This is a genomic window from Luteitalea sp., from assembly GCA_009377605.1.
Taxonomy (GTDB): Bacteria; Acidobacteriota; Vicinamibacteria; order Vicinamibacterales; family Vicinamibacteraceae; genus WHTT01.
The window spans coordinates 88662-108846 of record WHTT01000007.1 but is presented as its reverse complement, the minus strand read 5'-3'; the positions used below and the strand labels follow the sequence as shown (position 1 = coordinate 108846).

Annotated in this window: 15 protein-coding genes and 1 pseudogene; 5 read left to right on the top strand and 11 right to left on the bottom strand. The window is 65.8% G+C overall.

The window, feature by feature from the left end; translation table 11 throughout:
* Positions 1-2: 2 nt before the first annotated feature.
* From phoU to GEV06_03925, 3 genes are all read left to right on the top strand, one after another.
* Entirely contained in the window at positions 3-686 is a 684-nt protein-coding gene (phoU, locus tag GEV06_03935) for a phosphate signaling complex protein PhoU (protein ID MPZ17053.1), read from the top strand.
* A gap of 197 nt (positions 687-883) precedes the next feature.
* Positions 884-1087 carry a DNA gyrase inhibitor YacG gene (gene yacG / locus GEV06_03930; protein MPZ17052.1) on the top strand — a complete coding sequence of 68 codons (204 nt, stop codon included), beginning with the start codon at positions 884-886 and terminating at the stop codon, positions 1085-1087.
* An 84-nt stretch (positions 1088-1171) separates the two neighbouring features.
* Complete coding sequence (locus GEV06_03925) at positions 1172-2455, top strand: citrate synthase (GenBank protein MPZ17051.1); 1284 nt, start codon at positions 1172-1174, stop codon at positions 2453-2455.
* A 28-nt stretch (positions 2456-2483) separates the two neighbouring features.
* Here GEV06_03925 and GEV06_03920 read toward each other — a convergent pair whose 3' ends face one another.
* The 3 genes from GEV06_03920 to GEV06_03910 are packed head-to-tail and all read right to left on the bottom strand — an operon-like array spanning position 2484 to position 4635.
* Positions 2484-3734, bottom strand: a complete 1251-nt coding sequence (locus tag GEV06_03920) for a 2-isopropylmalate synthase (protein ID MPZ17050.1) — start codon at positions 3732-3734, stop codon at positions 2484-2486.
* On the bottom strand, positions 3731-4003 hold the full coding sequence (locus GEV06_03915; GenBank protein ID MPZ17049.1) for a zinc-ribbon domain-containing protein: 273 nt from the start codon (positions 4001-4003) through the stop codon (positions 3731-3733). Before GEV06_03915 ends, GEV06_03920 begins: the two co-directional genes overlap by 4 nt.
* Before the next feature lie 44 nt (positions 4004-4047).
* Positions 4048-4635, bottom strand: a complete 588-nt coding sequence (locus GEV06_03910) for a TIGR00730 family Rossman fold protein (GenBank protein MPZ17048.1) — start codon at positions 4633-4635, stop codon at positions 4048-4050.
* A gap of 87 nt (positions 4636-4722) precedes the next feature.
* Here GEV06_03910 and GEV06_03905 point away from each other — a divergent pair, with 87 nt between their 5' ends.
* Positions 4723-5394, top strand: a complete 672-nt coding sequence (locus GEV06_03905; protein MPZ17047.1) for a rhomboid family intramembrane serine protease — start codon at positions 4723-4725, stop codon at positions 5392-5394.
* A gap of 148 nt (positions 5395-5542) precedes the next feature.
* On the opposite strand, the gene GEV06_03900 is transcribed toward GEV06_03905, so the two are convergent.
* Positions 5543-6430: a hypothetical protein gene (locus GEV06_03900; GenBank protein MPZ17046.1), complete on the bottom strand. Its 888-nt coding sequence runs from the start codon at positions 6428-6430 to the stop codon at positions 5543-5545.
* 302 nt (positions 6431-6732) lie between these two features.
* Here GEV06_03900 and GEV06_03895 point away from each other — a divergent pair.
* A pseudogene (locus GEV06_03895) lies at positions 6733-6870 on the top strand (restriction endonuclease).
* Here the strand turns inward: GEV06_03895 and GEV06_03890 are convergent.
* The 7 genes from GEV06_03890 to GEV06_03860 all read right to left on the bottom strand — a co-directional run bounded on the left by GEV06_03890 (position 6868) and on the right by GEV06_03860 (position 20159).
* The gene (locus tag GEV06_03890) at positions 6868-9180 is read right to left on the bottom strand and encodes a hypothetical protein (protein ID MPZ17045.1); all 2313 of its coding nucleotides are present in this window, start codon (positions 9178-9180) and stop codon (positions 6868-6870) included. The pseudogene GEV06_03895 and the gene GEV06_03890 overlap by 3 nt on opposite strands.
* Complete coding sequence (locus tag GEV06_03885) at positions 9177-12314, bottom strand: DUF4175 family protein (GenBank protein MPZ17044.1); 3138 nt, start codon at positions 12312-12314, stop codon at positions 9177-9179. The genes GEV06_03890 and GEV06_03885 overlap by 4 nt, the downstream gene beginning before the upstream one ends.
* Positions 12315-12360: 46 nt before the next feature.
* Positions 12361-14238 (bottom strand): VWA domain-containing protein, encoded by a 1878-nt coding sequence (locus GEV06_03880; protein ID MPZ17043.1) that lies wholly within the window; start codon positions 14236-14238, stop codon positions 12361-12363.
* A 240-nt stretch (positions 14239-14478) separates the two neighbouring features.
* Positions 14479-15399, bottom strand: a complete 921-nt coding sequence (locus GEV06_03875) for a DUF58 domain-containing protein (protein ID MPZ17042.1) — start codon at positions 15397-15399, stop codon at positions 14479-14481.
* Complete coding sequence (locus tag GEV06_03870; GenBank protein ID MPZ17041.1) at positions 15396-16421, bottom strand: AAA domain-containing protein; 1026 nt, start codon at positions 16419-16421, stop codon at positions 15396-15398. Before GEV06_03870 ends, GEV06_03875 begins: the two co-directional genes overlap by 4 nt.
* A 79-nt stretch (positions 16422-16500) precedes the next feature.
* The gene (locus GEV06_03865; GenBank protein ID MPZ17040.1) at positions 16501-17334 is read right to left on the bottom strand and encodes a DUF4159 domain-containing protein; all 834 of its coding nucleotides are present in this window, start codon (positions 17332-17334) and stop codon (positions 16501-16503) included.
* A gap of 56 nt (positions 17335-17390) precedes the next feature.
* The gene (locus GEV06_03860) at positions 17391-20159 is read right to left on the bottom strand and encodes a tetratricopeptide repeat protein (GenBank protein MPZ17039.1); all 2769 of its coding nucleotides are present in this window, start codon (positions 20157-20159) and stop codon (positions 17391-17393) included.
* Between the last annotated feature and the right edge of the window lie 26 nt (positions 20160-20185).

Sequence of the window (20185 nt, the reverse complement as noted above, 5' to 3'; positions counted from 1 at the left end):
CCATGGAACCAGTCGAACGCGTCGTATCGCAACTCCACGAATCGCTCGAGCACCTCAAGGAACGGTTGCTCGTCATGGGGGGGTTGGCGGAGGAGCGTGTCCGTCACGTCATCGAAGCCGTCGTCGACCGTGACGTCGCGCAGGTGGAGAAGATTCGCACCAGCGACGAGCCAGTGAACGAGCTCCACATGGAGATCGACGATCGCTGTTTCAAGATGCTCGCGCTTCACCAGCCGATGGCCGTCGACCTGCGCGGGATCGTCGGAGCGGTCAAGATCAATACCGACCTCGAGCGCGTCGGCGATCTCGCGGTCAACATTGCCGAGGCGGCGCAGCGCTACCTGCTCCACCCGCCGGTGAAGGAGCTCATCGATATCCCACGGATGGCCACCATCGCGCAGGCGATGCTGCGCGATGCGCTCGACGCGTACGTCCGGCGCGACCTCGAGCTGGCGCGGCACGTGCTCAACGAAGACGACAAGCTGGACGCCCTCAAGACGCAGGTGTTCCGCGAGCTGCTGACCTACATGCTGCAGGATCCGCGCACGATCGAGCCGGCGCTCGACCTCATCCTCATTTCGCGTCACTTGGAGCGCATCGGCGATCACGCCACGAATATTGCCGAAGACGTCATCTTCATGGTCTCGGCGCAGGACGTGCGACACCACGCGGGCGAGCGCGAATAGTCAGGGATCGAGGGATCTAGGGCCCAAGGGATCCAGGGGTAACTTGAGCATTCCGGCTAACGGCTCTCGGGGCGGGAGACTCGCATGTCGCCCGCATTCCCTTGCCCCCTAGATCCCTCGATCCCTCGATCCCTCGATCCCTCGATCCCTAGATCCCTAGATCCCTAGATCCCTGACAGCGTAAGTACAATAGAGGGATGCCGGTCTGTGTATACTGTCGCCGGCAGCCCGTGAGCGAGCGGTGGCGGCCGTTCTGTAGCGAGCGCTGCAAACGGCTGGATCTCTCCCGCTGGCTTGACGGCAGCTACCGGATCCCCGACCCGGAGCCCCCCGACTCGGCCGAAGATCCGGAGGCCGCGCTGATCCCAGACGAGGACGAGACTGGCGAGGCCTCCGACTGACGATCCGACTGGAAGTGATTGGATCGCCCCCGGGTCGACGATCCCCAGCAAGTTCCTCGTCCGCCGCTGGAGCGCAGAGCACGTATGCCCAACACGCTGACCATCACCGACAACCGCACCGGCAAGCAGTATGAGATCCCCGTCGCCGATGGGACCGTCCGCGCGATGGATCTTCGTCAGATCAAGGTGGACGAGAACGATTTCGGCATGATGACCTACGACCCGGCGCTTCAGAACACCGCGTCGTGCCGCAGTGCCGTGACGTTCATCGACGGCGAGCGCGGCGTGCTGATGTACCGCGGCTATCCGATCGCGCAGCTCGCGGAGCACAGCACTTATCTCGAAACAGCGTACGTGCTCCTCCATGGCGAACTTCCGACCGCGAAGCAGCTGGGGGCCTGGACGCGGGAAGTCACGCTGCACACGATGCTCCACGAGAACATCAAGCAGCTCATGCGGGCGTTTCGCTACAACGCGCATCCGATGGGCGTGTTTCTGAGCACGGTCGGCGCGCTCTCGACTTTCTATCCCGACGCCAAACAGATCTTCGACCAGGGCTTACGTCAGACTCATATCCGACGGCTCATCGCCAAGACGCCGAGCATTGCGGCCTACGCCTACCGCCACATGACTGGGCGCTTCTATGTGTATCCGGACAACGACTTGAGCTTCACCGGCAACTTCTTGAACATGCTGTTCAAGATGGCGGAGGCGAAGTATCAACCGAATCCCGTGCTGGAGCATGCGCTCGATGTCTTGTTCATCTTGCACGCCGATCATGAACAGAACTGCAGCACGAACGCGATGCGGAGCATCGGCAGCTCGCAAGCGGACCCGTACTCGGCGATGGCGGGCGCTGCGGCGGCACTGTACGGCCCCTTGCACGGCGGCGCGAATGAAGCGGTCGTGCGCATGCTGGAACAGATCGGATCAGTGGCCAACGTGCCAGACTTCATCAAGCGAGTGAAGGCAGGCGATACACGGCTCATGGGCTTTGGCCACCGCGTCTACAAGTCGTACGACCCGCGCGCGAAGATCATCAAGCAAACAGCCGACGAGGTGTTCGAGGTGACGGGGAAGAACCCGTTGCTCGACATCGCCCTCGAGCTCGAGCGGATCGCGCTCGAGGACGATTATTTCGTCAGCCGCAAGCTCTATCCGAACGTCGACTTCTACTCTGGACTGATCTATCAGGCGATGGGCTTCCCCCTCGAGATGTTCTCCGTGCTCTTCGCGATTCCCCGCACCGCCGGCTGGCTCGCACAGTGGGAGGAGATGCTGGGGGACTCGGAACAGAAGATCGCCCGGCCGCGGCAGATCTACGTCGGCTCTTCACCGCGCGACTATGTGCGCATTGGAGAAAGGTAGGAGCGTCTGGGGCAGGGCGACGAAGGGGTCAAGGGGTCCCTTGGTCCCTCGACCCCTTGATCCCTTGATCACTTACCAGCACCCAGACCTCGTCTTCGCGCAGCACCCTCGACGCCTGCTTGGCCGCGGTGAAGATGTGATCCACGAGCGTGTCCTGCACGTCGACACCTCGGTGCTCCAACCAATAGACGATGTTGGAACGGCCCGACATGGGACCAATCTCAATCTCCTGCTCTCGGCCGACGAGATGAGCGGGCACGCTCGAATAGATCGCGTCTGCGAGCTCCGGGGCGCCCTTGCGGAAGGCCTTGATGATGGCGGCCGCGTGCACGCCGGTGGCCGTCCGGAACGCATCACGGCCGAAGATCGGGTAGTTGACCGGGATGGGCCGCTCGCAGACCTCCGACACCGCGGCGCAGTACCGATGGAGGTCGGTCAGATCACGGTCCATGTAACCGAGGAGCACGAGATTGACGAGGAGCAGCTCCATCGGCGTGTTGCCCACGCGCTCGCCAATGCCAAGGGCGGTCGCGTGCACCCGCGTGGCACCCGCGTCGATGGCGGCCAGCGAGTTGGCAACCGCCAGTCCTCGGTCGTCGTGACCGTGCCAGTCAATGCCCGCGTCGACGCCACACTCGTCGATAATCGTCCGCACGAACCGCACGACTGCACGCGCGCCCTCGGGTGTTGCGTGACCGACGGTGTCCGCAACGCAGACGCGACGAGCGCCGGCTCGCAGCGCGGCACCATAGATCCGGCGAAGGCTCTGCGGCTCGGCCCGCGTCGTGTCCTCTGTGACCAGAAAGATTGGTAGGCGCTCGCGGACGGCGAAGGACACGGCCGCCTCCGTCCGCTGCTCGAGATCGTCGATGGTCCAATCCTCCACGAACTGACGAATGGGACTGGAGCCGATGAAGGCGGCGACCTCGATCGGAGTGCCCACGCGCTGTGAGATCTCCACGATCGGTCGGATGTCGCCCACGACGGTGCGCGCCGCGCAATTCGGCTGGATGCGCATGCCGGCAGTCACGATTTCGCGTGCGATTCGCTCGGTATCCCTGGCGGCTCGTTCGCTGGCAGCTGGAAAACCGATATCCGCACACTCGATGCCGAGCGACTCCATGAGCCGCAAGATCTCGATCCTCTTCTCGATAGCAGGGGTCTCGATCGACGGCGACTGCAACCCATCGCGCAGCGTCTCATCGTCCAGCAACACGGGCAACGTCCCGCTGGCATCGTCGACGGCGTTCCAATCGTAGACGCGTGAGCTGGTCGTCATTTCCGCCACCGCGCTGCGCGCCAGAGCAGCAGAAGGAAGGCTATGCCTCCGATGACCCACGGCACCCACCAAGGCACCTCATCGGTCTGTGTCGCGCCGAGGAACAACGCGGCGAGGACGAGCGCTATCAGCGCGAGCACCGAGAGCAGCGGGCCGAGCCTCGCTCGAGGCAAGGGCGGCTGACGCTGCGCTTCGAACGTGGCACGGCCACACTTGTAGCAAATGAGCGCCTTGTCGGCAATTTCCGTACCGCAATTCTTACAGAACATACATACGATGCTGAGAGGAGGATGCCTCGGCGAGGCGGCCCTACCTAGAGCTGATCCATTGCCACGCCCGCTTGAGCACCCTCACTTGGTGGCATGGCCGCAACGAGCCGATCGAGCAACCGCTCGATGTCCTCGTCGACCAGCAGCGTCGCACGCGTCTCCTGCCGTACGAATCCCTCGACGACCGCATGGTCGAGGAAGTCGACGAGCGGCCGATAGAAGCCATCGACGTCCGCCAGTCCGCATGGCTTCCGATGCAGATCGAGGGTGAACCATGTCCACACCTCGAATAGCTCCTCGAGCGTGCCGATGCCGCCGGGCAACGCGAGAAAGGCGTCGGCGAGCTCCGCCATGAGCGCCTTCCGCGCGTGCATGCCTTCGACGATCCGCAGGTCGGCGATGCCCGTGTGAGCCACTTCGCGATCGACGAGCGTCTGTGGAATCACCCCGATGACCTCGCCTCCAGCGGCAAGCATTGCATCGCAGAGCTCACCCATGAGGCCCACGTGTGCGCCCCCGTAGACCAGTCCAAGCTCGCGTGCGATCAGCGCCTGCGCCAGTTGACGAGCCGATGCGGCATGGCGGGGCCGCTGACCTCTGCTCGACCCACAAAACACACACACCCTCCGCATTGCGATTGCCCCTCCGTCTGGCGCCCCCGTCATGACACGCAGCCTACCTGCACGAGGGCCGATTTCCTTTTTGCATACAATGAGCAAATGATCCCGATCCGGGACCTCATCCCCACTCAAACGACGCCGTGGGTGACCTGGACGATTCTAGCCGCCAACGTGCTCGTGTACTTCGTCACACCGAGCCTCGACTCGCCCACCGGGGAGCTGTTTCTCCACCGTTACGGCCTGGTACCGCAATATTTCACCATCGAATCGTTGCTCACGTCGATGTTCGTGCACGGTGGGCTTGCACACCTGTTCGGCAATATGTTGTACCTTTGGATCTTCGGCGACAACGTCGAAGACCGGATAGGGCATGTTCGCTTCATCGTGTTCTATCTGTTGTGCGGCACGATGGCGGCGCTCGTCCAGACGATCATCAAGCCAGACTCGCTCATTCCAATGGTGGGCGCGAGCGGTGCAATCTCGGGTGTCCTGGGCGCGTATTTGGTTCTGTTCCCACGCGCGCGCGTGCTCACGCTCGTGCCACTGTTCGTCTTCGTCACGTTTGTCGAGATCCCGGCCGTGATCCTACTTGGCCTGTGGTTTCTGTACCAACTACTCGTTGGCGTCGGCACGCTCGCGTCCGTTCGCGCGCAGGATGTGGGCGGTGTGGCGTTCTGGGCGCACACTGGTGGCTTCGCCGCGGGGATGCTCACCGTCAAGATGTTCAATCGCAGGGATCAAGGGATCAAGGGCTCAAGGGGTCACGGGTAGCAGTAAACGTCGTAAGAAGGCGAAATCTCGGCGGATCTGCCCCTATCACCGAGCAGCCAATCCCCCTTGATCCCTCGACCCCTCGACCCCTTGATCCCTTGATCCCTTGATCCCTTGACCCCTTGACCCCTTGATCCCTGTCAGTGTTTCAACTCTTTGCCTTCCTCCGAATCTCCCGTGACACGCGTGCGATGTCGATGAGGACGCGCTCCAGCTCTTGCTCGTAGTCTCCTGGAGGCATGAAGCTGCGCTTGCGCTTCAGCTCGTCCAACTCCAACTCGAGCTGATCGCGCCGGCTCACTAGTACCGCCACCGTCGGATCACCGCTGGCCATGGCCGGTTCAGCATCGAGGAACGTGCGGCTTGCCAACAGCCCATCCTCGCCTTCGGTCGCAACATCGCGCCCGGTACCGTCATTGGTATCGTCGAGCACGGCGCGCTCGGTCGCAAGCTGCCCTTGCTGATCGTACCAACGCCTCACGCCGCTGCTCGCTCGAGCAAATGCCTCCCAGATGGAGATCCGGCCGTTACGATCCAGATCGGTTCCCGCGTTCCCGAGCGCCTCCACCCAGAACTCCGGGAACACCGTGTCGTACTTCTGGGCCGGCGTGTGCGTCGCAGCAATGATCACCCGGTTACGCCCTGCCAACCTCGCGAGAAACGGGGAGCTCGCGCCTGTGGTGTTCACGAAGACGATGCGGCCGGCGATTGGCGCCAACAATCGGTTCCACTCGTGAGCCTCCAAGTCCGGACCCACGAGATTGAACTTTGCATCCACGCCGTCGAAGCTGGAGTGCCCCATCAATACGATAAGCAGCACGTCTGTAGCGCTCACCCGCGACGCGAGGTCACCGAGCACACGGCGCACGGCCGTGCGGGTGGACCGCATCTCGGCCTCTGGGGCATCTGCCGAGAGCGCGATGATTCGCTCGCTGGGCATCCCGTGACGCTCACCGAGCGCTTTCACGAGTGCCTCGCGCCACTTGCGCTGTTGTCCCCGATGCTCCTCGCTCCCTGGGGCACCAGTGATGATCAATGCATGCGAAGAGGGGACGGAGGTTCGAGGTTCAAGGTTCGAGGTTCGAGGTTCAAGGTTCGAGGTTCGAGGTTCGAGGTTCGAGGTTCGAGGTTCGAGGTTCGAGGCTGGAGGTTGGTCGGTGGCTTGAGGGTCGAGGTCGGAGGGTGGAGGTTGGAGATTCGAGGTTTCAGCTTGGGGATCCGCAGGGCCAGGACCAACGACTAGCGAACGGCCGTCTGCCGGTACGAACAGGCACGAAGCCACGGCCAGAAGTGTGGAAAGACACAGCTTTCGGCCATGTTCTGTAAAGCCCGCCTGTCGTGCCGCGTACGTCGCGCCTCCAACCCCCGACCTCGCACCTCGCCCCTGTCCCCTCGAACCTCGAACCTCGTACCTCGAACCTCGTACCTCGTACCTCGAACCTCGTACCTCGAACCTCGTACCTCGAACCTCCGTCACCGGAGCCCCCAACGGCGTCGCAATGCCCATTCGGTGCACAGCAGCGCCGCGACCAGCAAGAACGTCCACGGGTTGTGCCACAGCTCGCGCTGCACCCACACGCCGGACGACGAAGTGCTCGCGGCAATCAACGCCGGCAACTGCGCCAGCTCGTTGGCACCAAGCAGGCGCCCTCCAGTCGATTCGGCGAGCCGCTCGAGCACCGCATCATTGCGCCGCGGGTCTGCCATCTCTGGGTCTGCTCCGCCTACCAGCAGCCATTCGCGCGCCTCACCCAATCGGGAGCTATCGGTCTTCTCGTCGACATCGGCCTGCGTCTCCGAGCGAGCTCGACGGATCGTCGGCTGATCCGCTTCGGCCGACCCTGCCTTCTCACCAGAGGCCCCAGAACCACGCTCCGCCACCACACGGACGTCGTATGTGCCGGATGTCGTCGGGATGAAGCTCGTCCTGTACACGCCTGCCGACGCTTCGGCGGGAACGGCCCTGAGCTCTCGTGACAGACCGTCGGGGCCCGTAATTCGAATGCGAACGACCGCATCAGCGACCGGCTCGAACCGAGCGTCGAACACCTGCACCGTCAACGGCGCTGCAACCCCCGGCGATACCGGCGTCACGGTCACCGAGACAGGATCGGGCGCCCCAGTGGCCAGCCATCGCCCTACCTGACGCCAAAAGGTCTCGTAAGCTCGATTGCTGGACGGCAACTGCATTCGCCACCGCCATGACGCTTCGCCGCCGAAGGCCAGCGTCCGTCCCCGCCCGTAGTGCTGCACCGCGACGAGCGGGCGCTCGTCGCCCCCCGCGCCTTCGGCGAGGGCGAGCACCTGAGCGCCGGGCCGCGGCTGTCCCATCCCAGCGGCCGCAGACAGCGGTGGAAGCTCCGTCCACTGGCGTTGGCTCGCCTCGCGCGACGCCGCGAGCTGCGTGACTGGATGCCGTTCGCCTGCAGGCGTGAGTCGAACCGGGCCAGGCGCACGCGCGCTGACTTCTCCGGGCGCCGCGACACGCCCCGAAAAGTCCACGGGCAACACCGTTTCGACGGGCGTGCCCCGAAGGCCCGCCGCCGCGAACGCGCGCGCGCCCAGCACCAGCAGGCCGCCCCCACGCTTTTCCACGAACGCGGCGGTCCACTCTGCCTCGTTTCGTGTCAGCTGACTCGCGGTCATGTTGGCGAGCACGATGACGTCGTACGCAAACAGCGCTTCGAGTGAGGTGGGATAGCCGGAGCGGAGCGCGGCGACACGTGGAGGACGAGCCTGCACGTAATAGGTCGCGGCTCCGTTGTCGTCGCGACCCTTGCGCACGACCGAGTCCAGCTCCAGAGCCGGGTCGTGCGACCAGGCACGCTTCAAGAACGTGTGCTCGAACCCAGGCGCGCCCTCGACGAGCAACACAGAGCGCCGCCTGCCCGCCGGCGGAACGATCACACTGCGGCGGTTGTTCGCATCGGTCAGCTCACCATCGGCCGGCGGCACTTCGACCGTGTAGACGGTCGGTCGGTCCCGCGCCGGTGACACACGAAAGAGCTCGGTCGTCGCCGCGCCGTCCTGCGGTGGTGCAACCCGCCGAACCTGAGTGGGCCGGCCGTTTTCGAGAACACGGAGCTCCACAGGGCGTGTACCGAAGCCACGGCTCACGAGCGTCGCGGAGAGCTCCACGATTGCGCCCTCGACCCGCGCCTCACCGATACTGGCCGCCATGATCTCGCGATCGCGCGCGATACGGCTGGCCCCGATGGGCACCGCAAAGACGGGCGCGCCTGGCTCGATGAGCCGACGGAGACTCGGGTCACCCGTCTGGCCGCCATCGGAGACGACCACCATCGCCACCGGCTGAGCGTCGCCGGTTCTGGTTCTCACGAGGCGGGCGGCGCCGACGACGTCCGTCAGTGGACCCGCGGCCGTCAGCTCCTCGAGCGAACGGCGTCTCAGCGTGCGATCGAAGCCGAAGAGCTCGACGTCGTAGCGGTCTCGAAGGGCCGGGAGGAGCGCCTTGCGCACGAGCGCCTGCGCGGCAGCCAGGCGCGTCACGCCGTCGCCGGCGTCGGCTAATCCCATGCTGCGCGATGTGTCCAGCAGCACCGCCACACGTCGGCCCGTGCCGGGAGGCTCCTGCCGCGCGACAACCGGTCGGAGGATGAAGACGAGGAGCAGCACCAGCGCCGCGATCCGCAGCGCGATGAGGCCGGCACGTTGCGCCGGCGACAGTGGCGGTACCACACGCGCGTAGGTCACCAGCGCCACTGCCACGGCGACAACGATCCAGGCGGCAATGACCCACCACGGGAGCGGCCACGCGAATGTCATTCTCCGGGCCCCGGCTTGCGTGCGATCGACCGATAGTAGCGTGCCACCGACTCGCTATAGCGCTCCGGTGTGCGCTCATCGCCGCCTGCGTTCAGCCGGTTTCGAGCATCGCGCTCGGCGAGCTGTTCGGACAGCGAGAGCTCGAGCGCCTCGAGCGCGGTGATGACATCCTTGCGGAGGGCGTCCCATTCGGAGAAGTCCTGCTTGAAGGCCTCAGTGCCCGGCGCGGATCGACTGAACTCCTGGCGCTCCGGTGTCCCGCCGCCAGCCGCCCCCTCCTGACTGCCTCGGCCCTGATTGTCCACCAGTGATTGCGCTTCGCGCAGCAAGCGATCACGCTCGGCACGAAGCGCCGCCAGCTTGTCGCGGGCGCCGCCATTGGAGCCACCGGACTGCCGGCCTTCGCTCGCCTCCGGCGAGCCACGGCCCGGCGAGCTACGGCCAGGCAAGCCTGATTCCGCCGACAGACGTTGATCGATCTCCGCGAGCCGCTTCCGCAGGTCCTGTGCCCTGGCGAGCTGCTCGGAAAGCTTCTCGGACGCTTCGTCTCGGCGCGGCGACGAACCACCGAGCGCACGCTCGGCCTCCCGCAGCCGGGCGAGCGACCGCTCGCTCCGACTCGCCGCCGCGCCGACATCGGCGTCTCGCAAACCACGTGTCGCCTGCCGCATGTCCTCGAGCGCGCGTCGCATGGCCTCGGTGAGACCGCCGGCGCCAGCGCGAGCATCACGTGTGGCGTCCGCCTGCCGTTGGTCACCGTCCGGCTCGCCCCTCTCACCTCGCCGCGCCGCGCTGTCGTCCGCCGCCCTCCCACCAGACGCAGAAGGGGACTCCTGCTCCTCAGCGCTCTGACCCGCCTCCTGCCCCTCTCCACCGGTCCGCTGCTCGTCCAGCTCACGCGCAAGCTCCCTGGCCTGGCGCTCGAGCTCTTCTTGCTCGCGCGTGAGCCGCTCGAGGTGCCGCTTGACCTCTTCATCGTTGGTGCGCGCCCGATTGCGTGCGAGCTCTCGCTGGGCTCGAGCCAGATCATCCTGGCGGCGCGCGAGCTCGCGGAGGCGCTCGAGCGCCGAGGACTCGCGCGACTCGGACGCCTGACTCGCCGTGCTCTGCTGCGCGTAGTTCGTGGTCTGCTCGCGCAGCAGCTCACGGTCGAACAATGCCGAGAGATCTTCGGTCCCGCTGCGGCCACCGCCGCGACCGCCCCCCTGTTGGCGTGCCACGAGCCGGCGCTGCACGTCGGCGCCCGCTCGCAGCAACTGGTTGTACGCCTCCATCTCGTGCGGGAGCGCTGCGGATGTCTGCTGTTTGCTCAGCGCCTCGGCAGCGCGTGACATCGCCTCCACCGCCCGTGCAATGGGCAGCCGCGCGCCCGCCTGGTCATCGTCATCATCGCCATCCCGTTGGCGGCGAAGCCCGCCGAAGCTCGCGCGTGCCGCCTGCTGCGCCGCCTGGTCGCGCAGCTCCGCCTGTGCGCGTCCCAAGGCGCGGATGTCCTGCGTCGACTGGCCGCCGTTTGCCCGGCGCTCGAGCTTCCAGGTCGCAATGATCAGATCCTTCTGCGCCGCCGCGAGATCCTTGAGCCCGCCACCACCACCGGCCATCGCCATGGCCTGACTCTGCGCAGCCGCGAACTCCTCGGCAAACGGCCGGACCTCGAGAAAGAAGATATCGCTGCGTGCCTCGGTCGGCCGCTTCCCACGGCCAACATCGACCGCGCGCGCGTAGTAGGAGACGAAGTCACCTGGTTGAACGTCCAGCTCCTCGAGGAAGAGCGTGTGGCCGCCGGTCACCGACGCGCCTCGCCGGTCGCCCGCCGAGTCGGCGTCGTCTTTCGCGCCTGCGAGCGCAATGCGCCGCTCCTTCTCGCCGCGGACCGCGTACACGAGCTCGAACTCGTCAATGCCGTAGTCATCATCCGCGCGCGCTTCGATAGCCACTTCCTCCAGCCGCGTCACCGTGCGGTCTCCCTCTGGACGAACGATGCGGACCTCGGGCGGACGGTCGTCGACCACCCGCAGGAAGAACTCGGTGTCCCCAGGGCTGGACAAGCCATCACGGTCACGCAAGGCGACGCGATACGCACCGTTCCGATCGAGCGTGAAGGCCGTCTCGGCAACGGTATCCGTCACCACGCGCATGGGCGTGGTCCGCTTTGCATCAGTTCTCACAAACGTCGCCGCCGCAAGAGACTTGTTCGTATGCACGCGCAGGCGAATCTCGGTGCCCGCGGGCGCGTACACGTCGCCACTGTCGTCAACGACCCGGGGCGCGAGGCCGGTGAACGACGGATACGTGTAGTCCACGACGACGCGGGTTACGCGCGGGCGCGGTAACGCCTCGACGCGGTACTCACCTGACGCGATGGAGCCAGCAGCCACCTGGTAGGTGAAACCGCGAGTCACCTTTGGGAGATGGAGCTCGAAGCGGCCTCCGTCGGATCGCTTCATGCGCTCGGCCCGGCGCTCGGTGCCGGCGCTCACGCGGAGCTCTGGCATGGGGAGATCTACTCCACGCGGCACACCGCTGATCTGGGCTCGAATGGTCAGAGGATCGTTCAGAGGGATACGCGCATGACCCGGGGTGACCGTCACCGTGATCACAGGCGGCCGCACGACGAACCACGCCGCACGCCCGGCACGAATCACGGCATCTCGCGACAGGAGCCCAATTGCAGCCACGGCTACCAGCGCCAGCGCGAGACCGCGTGCCGCTGTCCGCATGCGCGCTCGGGGCACCACCTGCTCGAGGTCGAGCGCCGCTGCAACTCGCGTCGCATCTTTCTCCAACAGTGGTCGAAGAGGGCTCGTTCCGGCATCGATCGCGCTCACGAGGCGTTGTTCGCAGCCTGGACAGCGCTCCTCGACGAGGCGTGCGACGTCGCGATCGGCTGGCTGGCGCCGAAGCGGCCAGGCGCGGTATGCGCCGACAACGGCCGCGCTCATGGCAATCACGGCGGCCAGCACGACCAAACGACCGCTGGTCGGCGCAAGCAGCCGGTCGATGATTGCCAGCAGGAGAAGGGCTCCCGCGGCAAGCAGCAGCAGCTGGGTCGACAGACGCAGCCAGGCGACGCGCCGCCAGCGGCGTCGGACCTCCTCTAGCACCGTCAGAAATGTAGGCCCGCGATTGCTCATCGCTCCCTCTAGGTTCTTGGACCAAGGACCAAGGACCAAGGACCGTCTACCCTTGATACGTCACGCGCCGGCGTGCGACCAGGCTCTCGACCACCAACAACCCGGCCAGCAGTATGAGCACATAGCGCCAGAGCGCTTGGCTCGACTCGGTGCCGCGCTCGGCCCGACCGACCGCCGCTTCCCGGGCTCCGGGCGCCTGCCGCACATGAGACTGAAAGCCCTCGATCGACTCACGATCCAGCAGTGACTCACTCACGTCGACGTTCAAGGCCACGCGGCGGCCGCGCGGCCCGATGGCGAACGCCCCCGGCCGATCCGCCTGCTCGGGTGGCACATCTCGCAGCAGCCAGTCGGACTCGTCTCGTCGTTCGCGTGCGAGATACTGCGTGATCTCGTGCACGAACGGGACGAACGCGGCGTGTACCGGGAAGTCGTTCCACGCCAAGTTCAAGTCCGAGGCAAAGAGCAGCACCCGCCCGTCGCCCAGTGGCAGCTCGACCAAGGCGGGCCATCCGTTGGTGAACTGGGCCAACACGCGCGCCGACCCATTGGCCTCGACGTGCGCCGCCCGGTCGAACCGGACGCGCATGAGCCCCCCCGCCGACTCACCAAACGCTTCGAAGACAGGATGGCGTGCATCGAGCGGTGCCAGTGTCACAGGAAAGCGATCGGGATCGCCCGGGGTGACAGCGGCGCCTGCGGCGGCGAGCAAGCTCGACACGACGCCCGCATCGGCGTCGGGGCCAATGGCCATCAGCACGCGGCCACCACGGCTCGCGTAGTCGCGCAAGCGCCCGCCCAAGCCACGATCGACACCGGCTGTCCCGAGCAGCAACACCACGTCGGCGTCCTGAAGCTTTTCTGCGCTGAGCTCCCGCGCTGCAGTCGCACCCAACACCTCGAGCCCCGATTCGCCGCCCGCCGATGCCGCTTCGAGCGCACGCTGGAGATAGAACACGCGCGACGAGGTGCCCGTCCCGCCGACGATCGCCAGGAGACGCGCTGGGGCCGGGCCGTCGAGGAGAAACACTCGCTCATCGTCCGCAGGCAGCCCTTCGAGATCTTCGAGCGCCACGCGGGCGACACCCCGTGCCGGCACCGACGCCCGAATCTCAGCAGGGAGAGCGCGCCCCGGCGGAACGGTGACGGCTCGGTCACCGAGCACCTCCCCATCCTCCACCGTCAGTTGCACAACCGTCTCACGCGGACGTGTCCCAAAGTTTTGGACGATCGCTCGTACGCCGGTGGCCGTGCGCTCGGCCGCGGTAATGGCGACGTTCTCGACGGGCCCCCCGACATCCTCGACCGCCACCGGTAGCTCGCTTCTCGTGGTCGCGTGGCCGGCTGCCCACCCTTCCCGCTGCAAGTCCGTCACCACGACGAGTCGTCCGGGCCGGCCAGCCAGGAGCGAATCCACGTGATCCAAGAGGCCGCGATAGTTGGTGCCGCGAGCGCCCGCGCGCAGCCGGTCGAGACCGGCGACTGCGACACTGCGGTCGTCGATCGGCTCCACAACGGTCCGCGCGCGGTCATCGAATGCAACCAGGCCAACCGCGCTCCCTCCCGCCACGTCACGAATGGCCTCGGCCGCCCGCTTGCGCGCCGCCTCGAAGCGACCCGGTGCGTCCATACTGTATGAAACGTCCACAGCCACGATGGTCGCCGGAGTCGCCGCGAATTGTCCCTGGAGATACGGTCGTGCGAACGCCACTGCCAGCAACAGCACGGCAGCCATTCGAAGCGCGAGCAACAGCCAGTCCGATGGACGTCGGCGTGCGCGGAACAGCACGGGCGTCCGCTCGATGAACCGCACGGCGGTGAACCGCAGGCGCCGCGCTTCCTCTCGCCGGAGCAGGTGCAGCACGAACGGCACCGCGACGGCGAGCGCGCCAAGCCAGAACCACGGGGACAGGAACGACAGCATGGCTTTTAAGACTCGGGCAGTACGTCACGGGTGACAAGGTGACAAGGTGACGGGGTGACAGGGTGAAGGGGTGATTTCACCATCCGTAGCCTGCGTCTTGCACCCTTGGCGCTTCGGTGGATAGCACCAGCCTCAATAGAGGCGGTGCCGTCGCCCCACAGCAGCCCGGCCTTTCACCCCGACGACCTAGTCACCACCATCACCCTGTCACCCTCTCACCCTGTCACCCCTTTCACCCTGTCACCTTGTCACCTTGTCACCACCTCCGCGGCTCGCCAGATACCTCAAGAGCGTCACGTCCAGGGGTCGCGATGTGTCGACGAGCTGGTAGTCGATGTCCGCCCCGCGCAACTCTCGTTGATAGGTGCGGGTCAGCTCGTCCATCTGCCGCAAATATCCCTCCCGCGCCCGCCCCGGATCAGCAAGGACCTCGTCAGCCGACTCGACATCGTGAAAGCGCGCCGCCCCTTCGAAGGGAAACGTCAGCTCGTCTGGATCGAGCACCTGGAAGACGACGACCTCCATCCCGCGCGAGCGGACATACCTCAGCGATCGGAGGACTGGAGTCGGCTCGTGCAAGAGATCGCTGAAGATCATGATGAGGCCGCGGCGAGCGATCGACGCTGCGAGCGCCTCGAGCGGGCCCGCGAGATTCGATTGCGTCCCCACCTGCGCACGTTCGAGCGCGACGAGGAGCGTATGGACGTGGCCACGTCTCGCGCTGGGAGCGATGCGTGTGACTATCCGATGATCGAAGGTCACCAGGCCGACGGCATCGTGCTGTCGCTGCAACAGATACGCTACCGACGCCGCCAAGCAGGAGGCATACTGCAGCTTCGTCATGCCAGCACGACCACCGTAGCCCATCGACGCGCTGACGTCCACGAGCAGGTGGCAGTCGAGATTCCGCTCGTCCTCGTACTTTCGTACAACGTGACGGTCCGTACGTGCGTACACCTTCCAATCCACGGTCGCGAGGTCGTCGCCCGGCAGGTACTGGCGGTACTCTGCGAACTCGACGCTGTACCCGCGGAAGGGACTCCGGTGCAGTCCCTGCATCAGACCTTCGACGACTGTTCGTGCTTTGAGATCCAGCGTGCCAAGGCCGGCCACCACGGCTGGCAGGAGAAACCGTGACGAGGGCGCGGCATGGTCGCTCATGAGCTCAGCGTGCTCCGTGGCGCCGGTACTGTTTCGAGCAAGCGCTCGATGATCCCTTCGGGCGTGATCCCTTCGGCATCTGCGTAGAAGTTCACGAGAATGCGGTGGCGCAACGTCGGCCCGGCGAGCACACGAATGTCGCCGACCGAGACGTTGAAGCGTCCATGCATCAGCGCCCGTGCCTTACCACCCAGCACGAGTGCCTGCGCCGCCCTCAGCCCAGCGCCCCACTTGACCCACTTCCGGACGAACTCCGGCGCATCCTGCACGCTAGGTCTGGAGGTCGCCGCGAGCTGCACGGCATAGCGTGCGACGTCTTCAGCCACCACGACGTGCCGCACCAACTCTTGTATCTCTAGGATCTCAGGTCCCGTCAAGACGCGCGCGAGCGACGGTCGCGCATTCGACGTCGTCTCGGTCACCACGCGTACCTCGTCCTCTTCGGAGAGATAAGTCATGATGATGTTGAGCATGAAGCGGTCGAGCTGCGCTTCCGGCAGCGGATATGTGCCTTCCAGCTCAATCGGGTTCTGCGTCGCCAGGACGAAGAACGGCGGGTCGAGCGGGAAGGTTTGACCCGCAGCCGTCACATGCCGCTCCTGCATCGCCTCGAGCAGCGCCGCCTGTGTCTTGGGCGGCGTGCGATTGATCTCGTCGGCGAGTACTATCTGCGCGAAGACCGGCCCGCGCACGAAGCGCAGACGCCGCGGGCCGTCGGTATCCTCGAGGATTTCCGTGCCGGTGATGTCGGCGGGCATCAGATCGGGCGTGAACTGGATACGCTTGAAGCTGAGATCGAGAATCTCGGCCAGGGTCTTCACGAGCAGCGTCTTTGCCAGGCCGGGCACGCCCGTCAGAAGACAATGCCCGCCCGAGAAGAGCGCCGCCAACACGAGCTCGATGGTCTCCTCCTGCCCAACAACAACCTTGCGAAGCTCGTCGAGGATCTGTTGACGTCCAGTCGTCACACGCTCCACGAGCCCATCGACTGCCTCAGGCGATTCCGTACTGGGTTGATGCATCCAGCTGCTCCATCTCCAGATTCGTCCGCCCGACCTGAAGGTCGGGCCTACACGTTCTCGGGCTTCCGGCTTCCGTCAATCAATGCGTCAGCGAGTAGATCACTTCGTTAATCATCATCCTGTAGGCGTTCGCGGTGTGGACGAGGTAGCCGGGCCACTCCTCGGCATTCGACCACTCCCACCCATCGCCCATGTCCGTATTCCAGTTGATCAGCACCATCGCACGCTCGTAGTCGTCGACGACGGCGCGGAGCTTCGGCTCGATGCCGCCCTTCTCCCACATCCGCCCTCGCATGAAGGAGCCGATGCCGGGCACCTGGGGATACTCGTCCAAGTCGTAAAAGCAATGAAACACGGGATGCTCCGGCGGCAGCTCCACGATGGGCCGGTCCGGAAACACGCGCTTCAGCTCTCTCTCGACGTTCTCCCACTCCATGGGCCCGTGGAAGTCGTCGAGCACGGCCGTGCCGCCGCGCAGGAGGAACTCACGGAGGATCGGCACCTCGCTCTCCTGCAGCCTGAGCGTCCCGGGCTCGACGATGTAGACCCAGGGATTGTTCCAAAGCTCCGGGTCCTCCAACGTGAGAACCGTGGGCTCATCCACCTGGATTGCCGTCACCGTACGAATGCGCCGCGAGAGGTTCTGTTCGGAGGCGGGACCATCGACGGACCAGGGATCGCTCCAGTAGCGAGCGCGGTACATCGCAGTGTCCATGTGGTGCGAGTTGTAACGAAGGCGCGTGAAGCGCCACCGCAACCCAGCAAAACGCGCGTCCGGCACTTCCAGGTCGGTCGTGAGGGAGCTGGGCTCTTGCGCATCCGCCAGCCGCACCGAGCCGCCCGTTGCGAACAGCCATAGCGCCGCTGCAAGTGTCAGCAACCAGGGCCCAGACCTCTCGACCCGATGCCACATAGAAGAACCTCGGAGAGGTCGGGAGCTCTTAGGGCTCGTACGCCCGCTACCTACGGCTACTCCCTAACCTCTTTCTTGGGCGCCTCACCATCGACCACGGCGAGCAACAGCTCCTGCGCCCGCTCGAATCGCGGCGCCACCTCGAGCGCCGCAATGACGTGCTTCTTCGTCTCGGCGGGGCGGCCCGCCTGCCAGTACGCCTCCGCCAGCTCCGTATGCGCCGCGGCAACGTCCGACGGACCGGCGTCAATTGCCGTCTGCAGCTCGCGCACCGCCGTCTGGAAGTCACCTCGGCCGAGGGCGAGACGACCGAGGGTCGAGTGCAGCTCTGGATCGAACGGAGCGATCTCGATGAGCCGGCTGGCCGCCCGATCGAGCCGTGCCTCATCGCCCTGCTCTTGCGCGATCTGAAGCAACTGCCGTACCGGCTCGATGCTCGTGTGGTCCCGCACCAGGTGCTCGTCGAGATGCTTCAGCGCCGCGTCTTTTCGCCCTGCCTTCGCCGCGAGATTCGCCAAGAGCGCCTGAGGGCCGTCCTCGCCGCCTGCAAACGGAACCAGGCGGGCGGCGCGCTCGAGCAACGGCCCCGCCTCATTCGGACGGTCGTTCTTGATCAGACGTCTGGCAATCGCCATCTGGACAAAATAGTGACCGGCGTACCGATTTGCGAAGGCCGCAAGCCCTTGCGGACTCCCGTTCATGGGGAGCTTCGCCTCCGGCGACCGCAGGGCGGGCAGCACCGCGGCGTATCGGCGCTGTACATACGCGTCAAAATCGCGCTGCAGCTCGTCCAGGCCGACCCCGAAGGCTCGCTGCGAGGCCGTCTCCTCGTCGAGCCCGTCGCCAAACGCGCGGATGAACGCCTGAAGCCCTTTGTCGCCATACTTCTCGACGATCCGGGCCACCACCAGCGATGCCTGGAAATAGGTGCGCGTAATGGTCTTCGGGTTCGAGAACCCGGCGCGCAACTCCTTGATCGGCTGGAGCTCTCCTTTCGAGAGCGCCTCCGCGAACTCGAGCTGGGCCTCGCCACCCCAAGCAGTCTGCCCCTGCTGCGCTTCGCGCTCCGGCGAGCCTCGCCGAAGCGGCCCGCCAGAAGCGGGCCGCGCGCGTGACTCTTCGAAGACGGACACGCCCTCACTCAGCCAGCGTGGAATCCGCTGCCGCGAGAGCTGTAACGTAATGACATGGGCGAGCTCATGCCACAGCGTGGCGGCCCAGTTGAACGTCCCGGCCGGCCTCGCCCGAGGCGAGTCCATGGTCACGACCCGCCCGAAGCAGGCCCCCAGGCCACCGATGAGCCCGGGCAAGCCCAGCGTCCGAACAGCAAAGTCGTCGTGTCTGGGGAAGACCTCAATCAAAATTGGGCCTTGCGGCGTAAACCCGTACCGTGCCGAGAGCGTCGACAGCGCCTCCTCCGCGAGCGGCACCAGATACCCACGGAGGACCGACAGGTCACGGGGGTCCATGCGCACGAGGAGCTCGCCTTCGCGGACCGTCTGGAAGCCGGCCAACGTGTCCAACAGTCCCAGCAGGTTGTACGTGACGACGTCGTAGGGATCGAGCTCGAAGGCGCGCTCGAGCACAGCGCGCGCCGCGTCTTCGTCGCCCGTCCGCATCAGGTGGAGCCCGAGCGCCCCGTGCGCCCGTGCGTTCTCGGGATCGAGCTCGACGGCGCGCCGTAGAAACGCAACCGCCTCATCGAACCGGTACTGGCGCGCGAGGCGCTCGCCGACCATGCGGGGAACGTCGCCGTTCTGCGGGTTGACGGCCAGGGCGCGCGCAAGGTCGGCCTCCCCCTCCTTCGTTCGATCCTCGATGAACTGAATGGCCGCTGCGAGCGCCGCCGCTTCGACGTTGGTCGAATCCTGTACGCGCGCGCGCCGGAGCGCGTCGCGTCCACCCTCCAGATCGTCCTCGTCAATCGCGAGCGTCGCGAGCAGCAGATGGGCATCTACGAGCCACGGATGGATGGCGAGCGCTTTCGCTGCGGCCTCTCGTGCGGCAGACGGATTCTCGTCGGCGTGCGCACGAGCCAGGCCGAGGATGGCTGGGCTCCAGCGCGGATCGAGCTTCAGCGCAGTCTGGAACGAGCCGACGGCCTCGGCCGTGTTATGCGTCTCGAGAAAGAGCTCGCCCCAGTCTGTATGAACCGCAGGATGATCAGGGACTACTTGCGCCGCCGCCCGAAACAACGCGTTGGCCTGCCGTGGCTCACCCAGCGCCATTCGGGCGCGTCCGGCGCGCGCGAGCGCAAGACCGTCGCGGCCACCCTCGAGGACGGCGACAACCAAGCGATCGAGCACCACCTCCGCATCGGCGCGCCGGCCACGTGCGAGGAGGAGCAGGCCGAGCTCAAGCGCGGCGTCCCCCTCCGGCGTACGTTTCGCACCCCTGGTGAACAACTGCTCCGCTTCATCCAAGCGGCCTCGGGCTTTGGCGACGCGCCCGCGGACGACGAGACCGAGGGCATCGTCGGGCCCCCGGTCGGCCACCAGCGACAGCGCCTCGTCCAACCGCCCTTCGAGTAGCGCGCGCTCGGCTGGATGTACCTCGACAGGGGTGCGCTTGGAAGGCGCGGACTGTGCAGGCTCTTTGCTCTCGGGTGCTGCCTGTTGTCGAGGCTCGTCTCCAGGTGCGGCGCTGGTGGGCGACGTAGACGCAGGTGTGGGCTGTGCGGGGGCAGGTTGTATGGTGCGCGCGTGAGCGGCCGCGCTAGAACTAAGCAGGGCCGCAAGGCCGAGACATGCACACAGAACAAACGTGATGCTCGACGCGGTCGCCGCTGCCGGCGTGGTTTCCGATCTCACTTTTTCGGAGAACATTGAGCACGTTGGGCATCCATTATAGC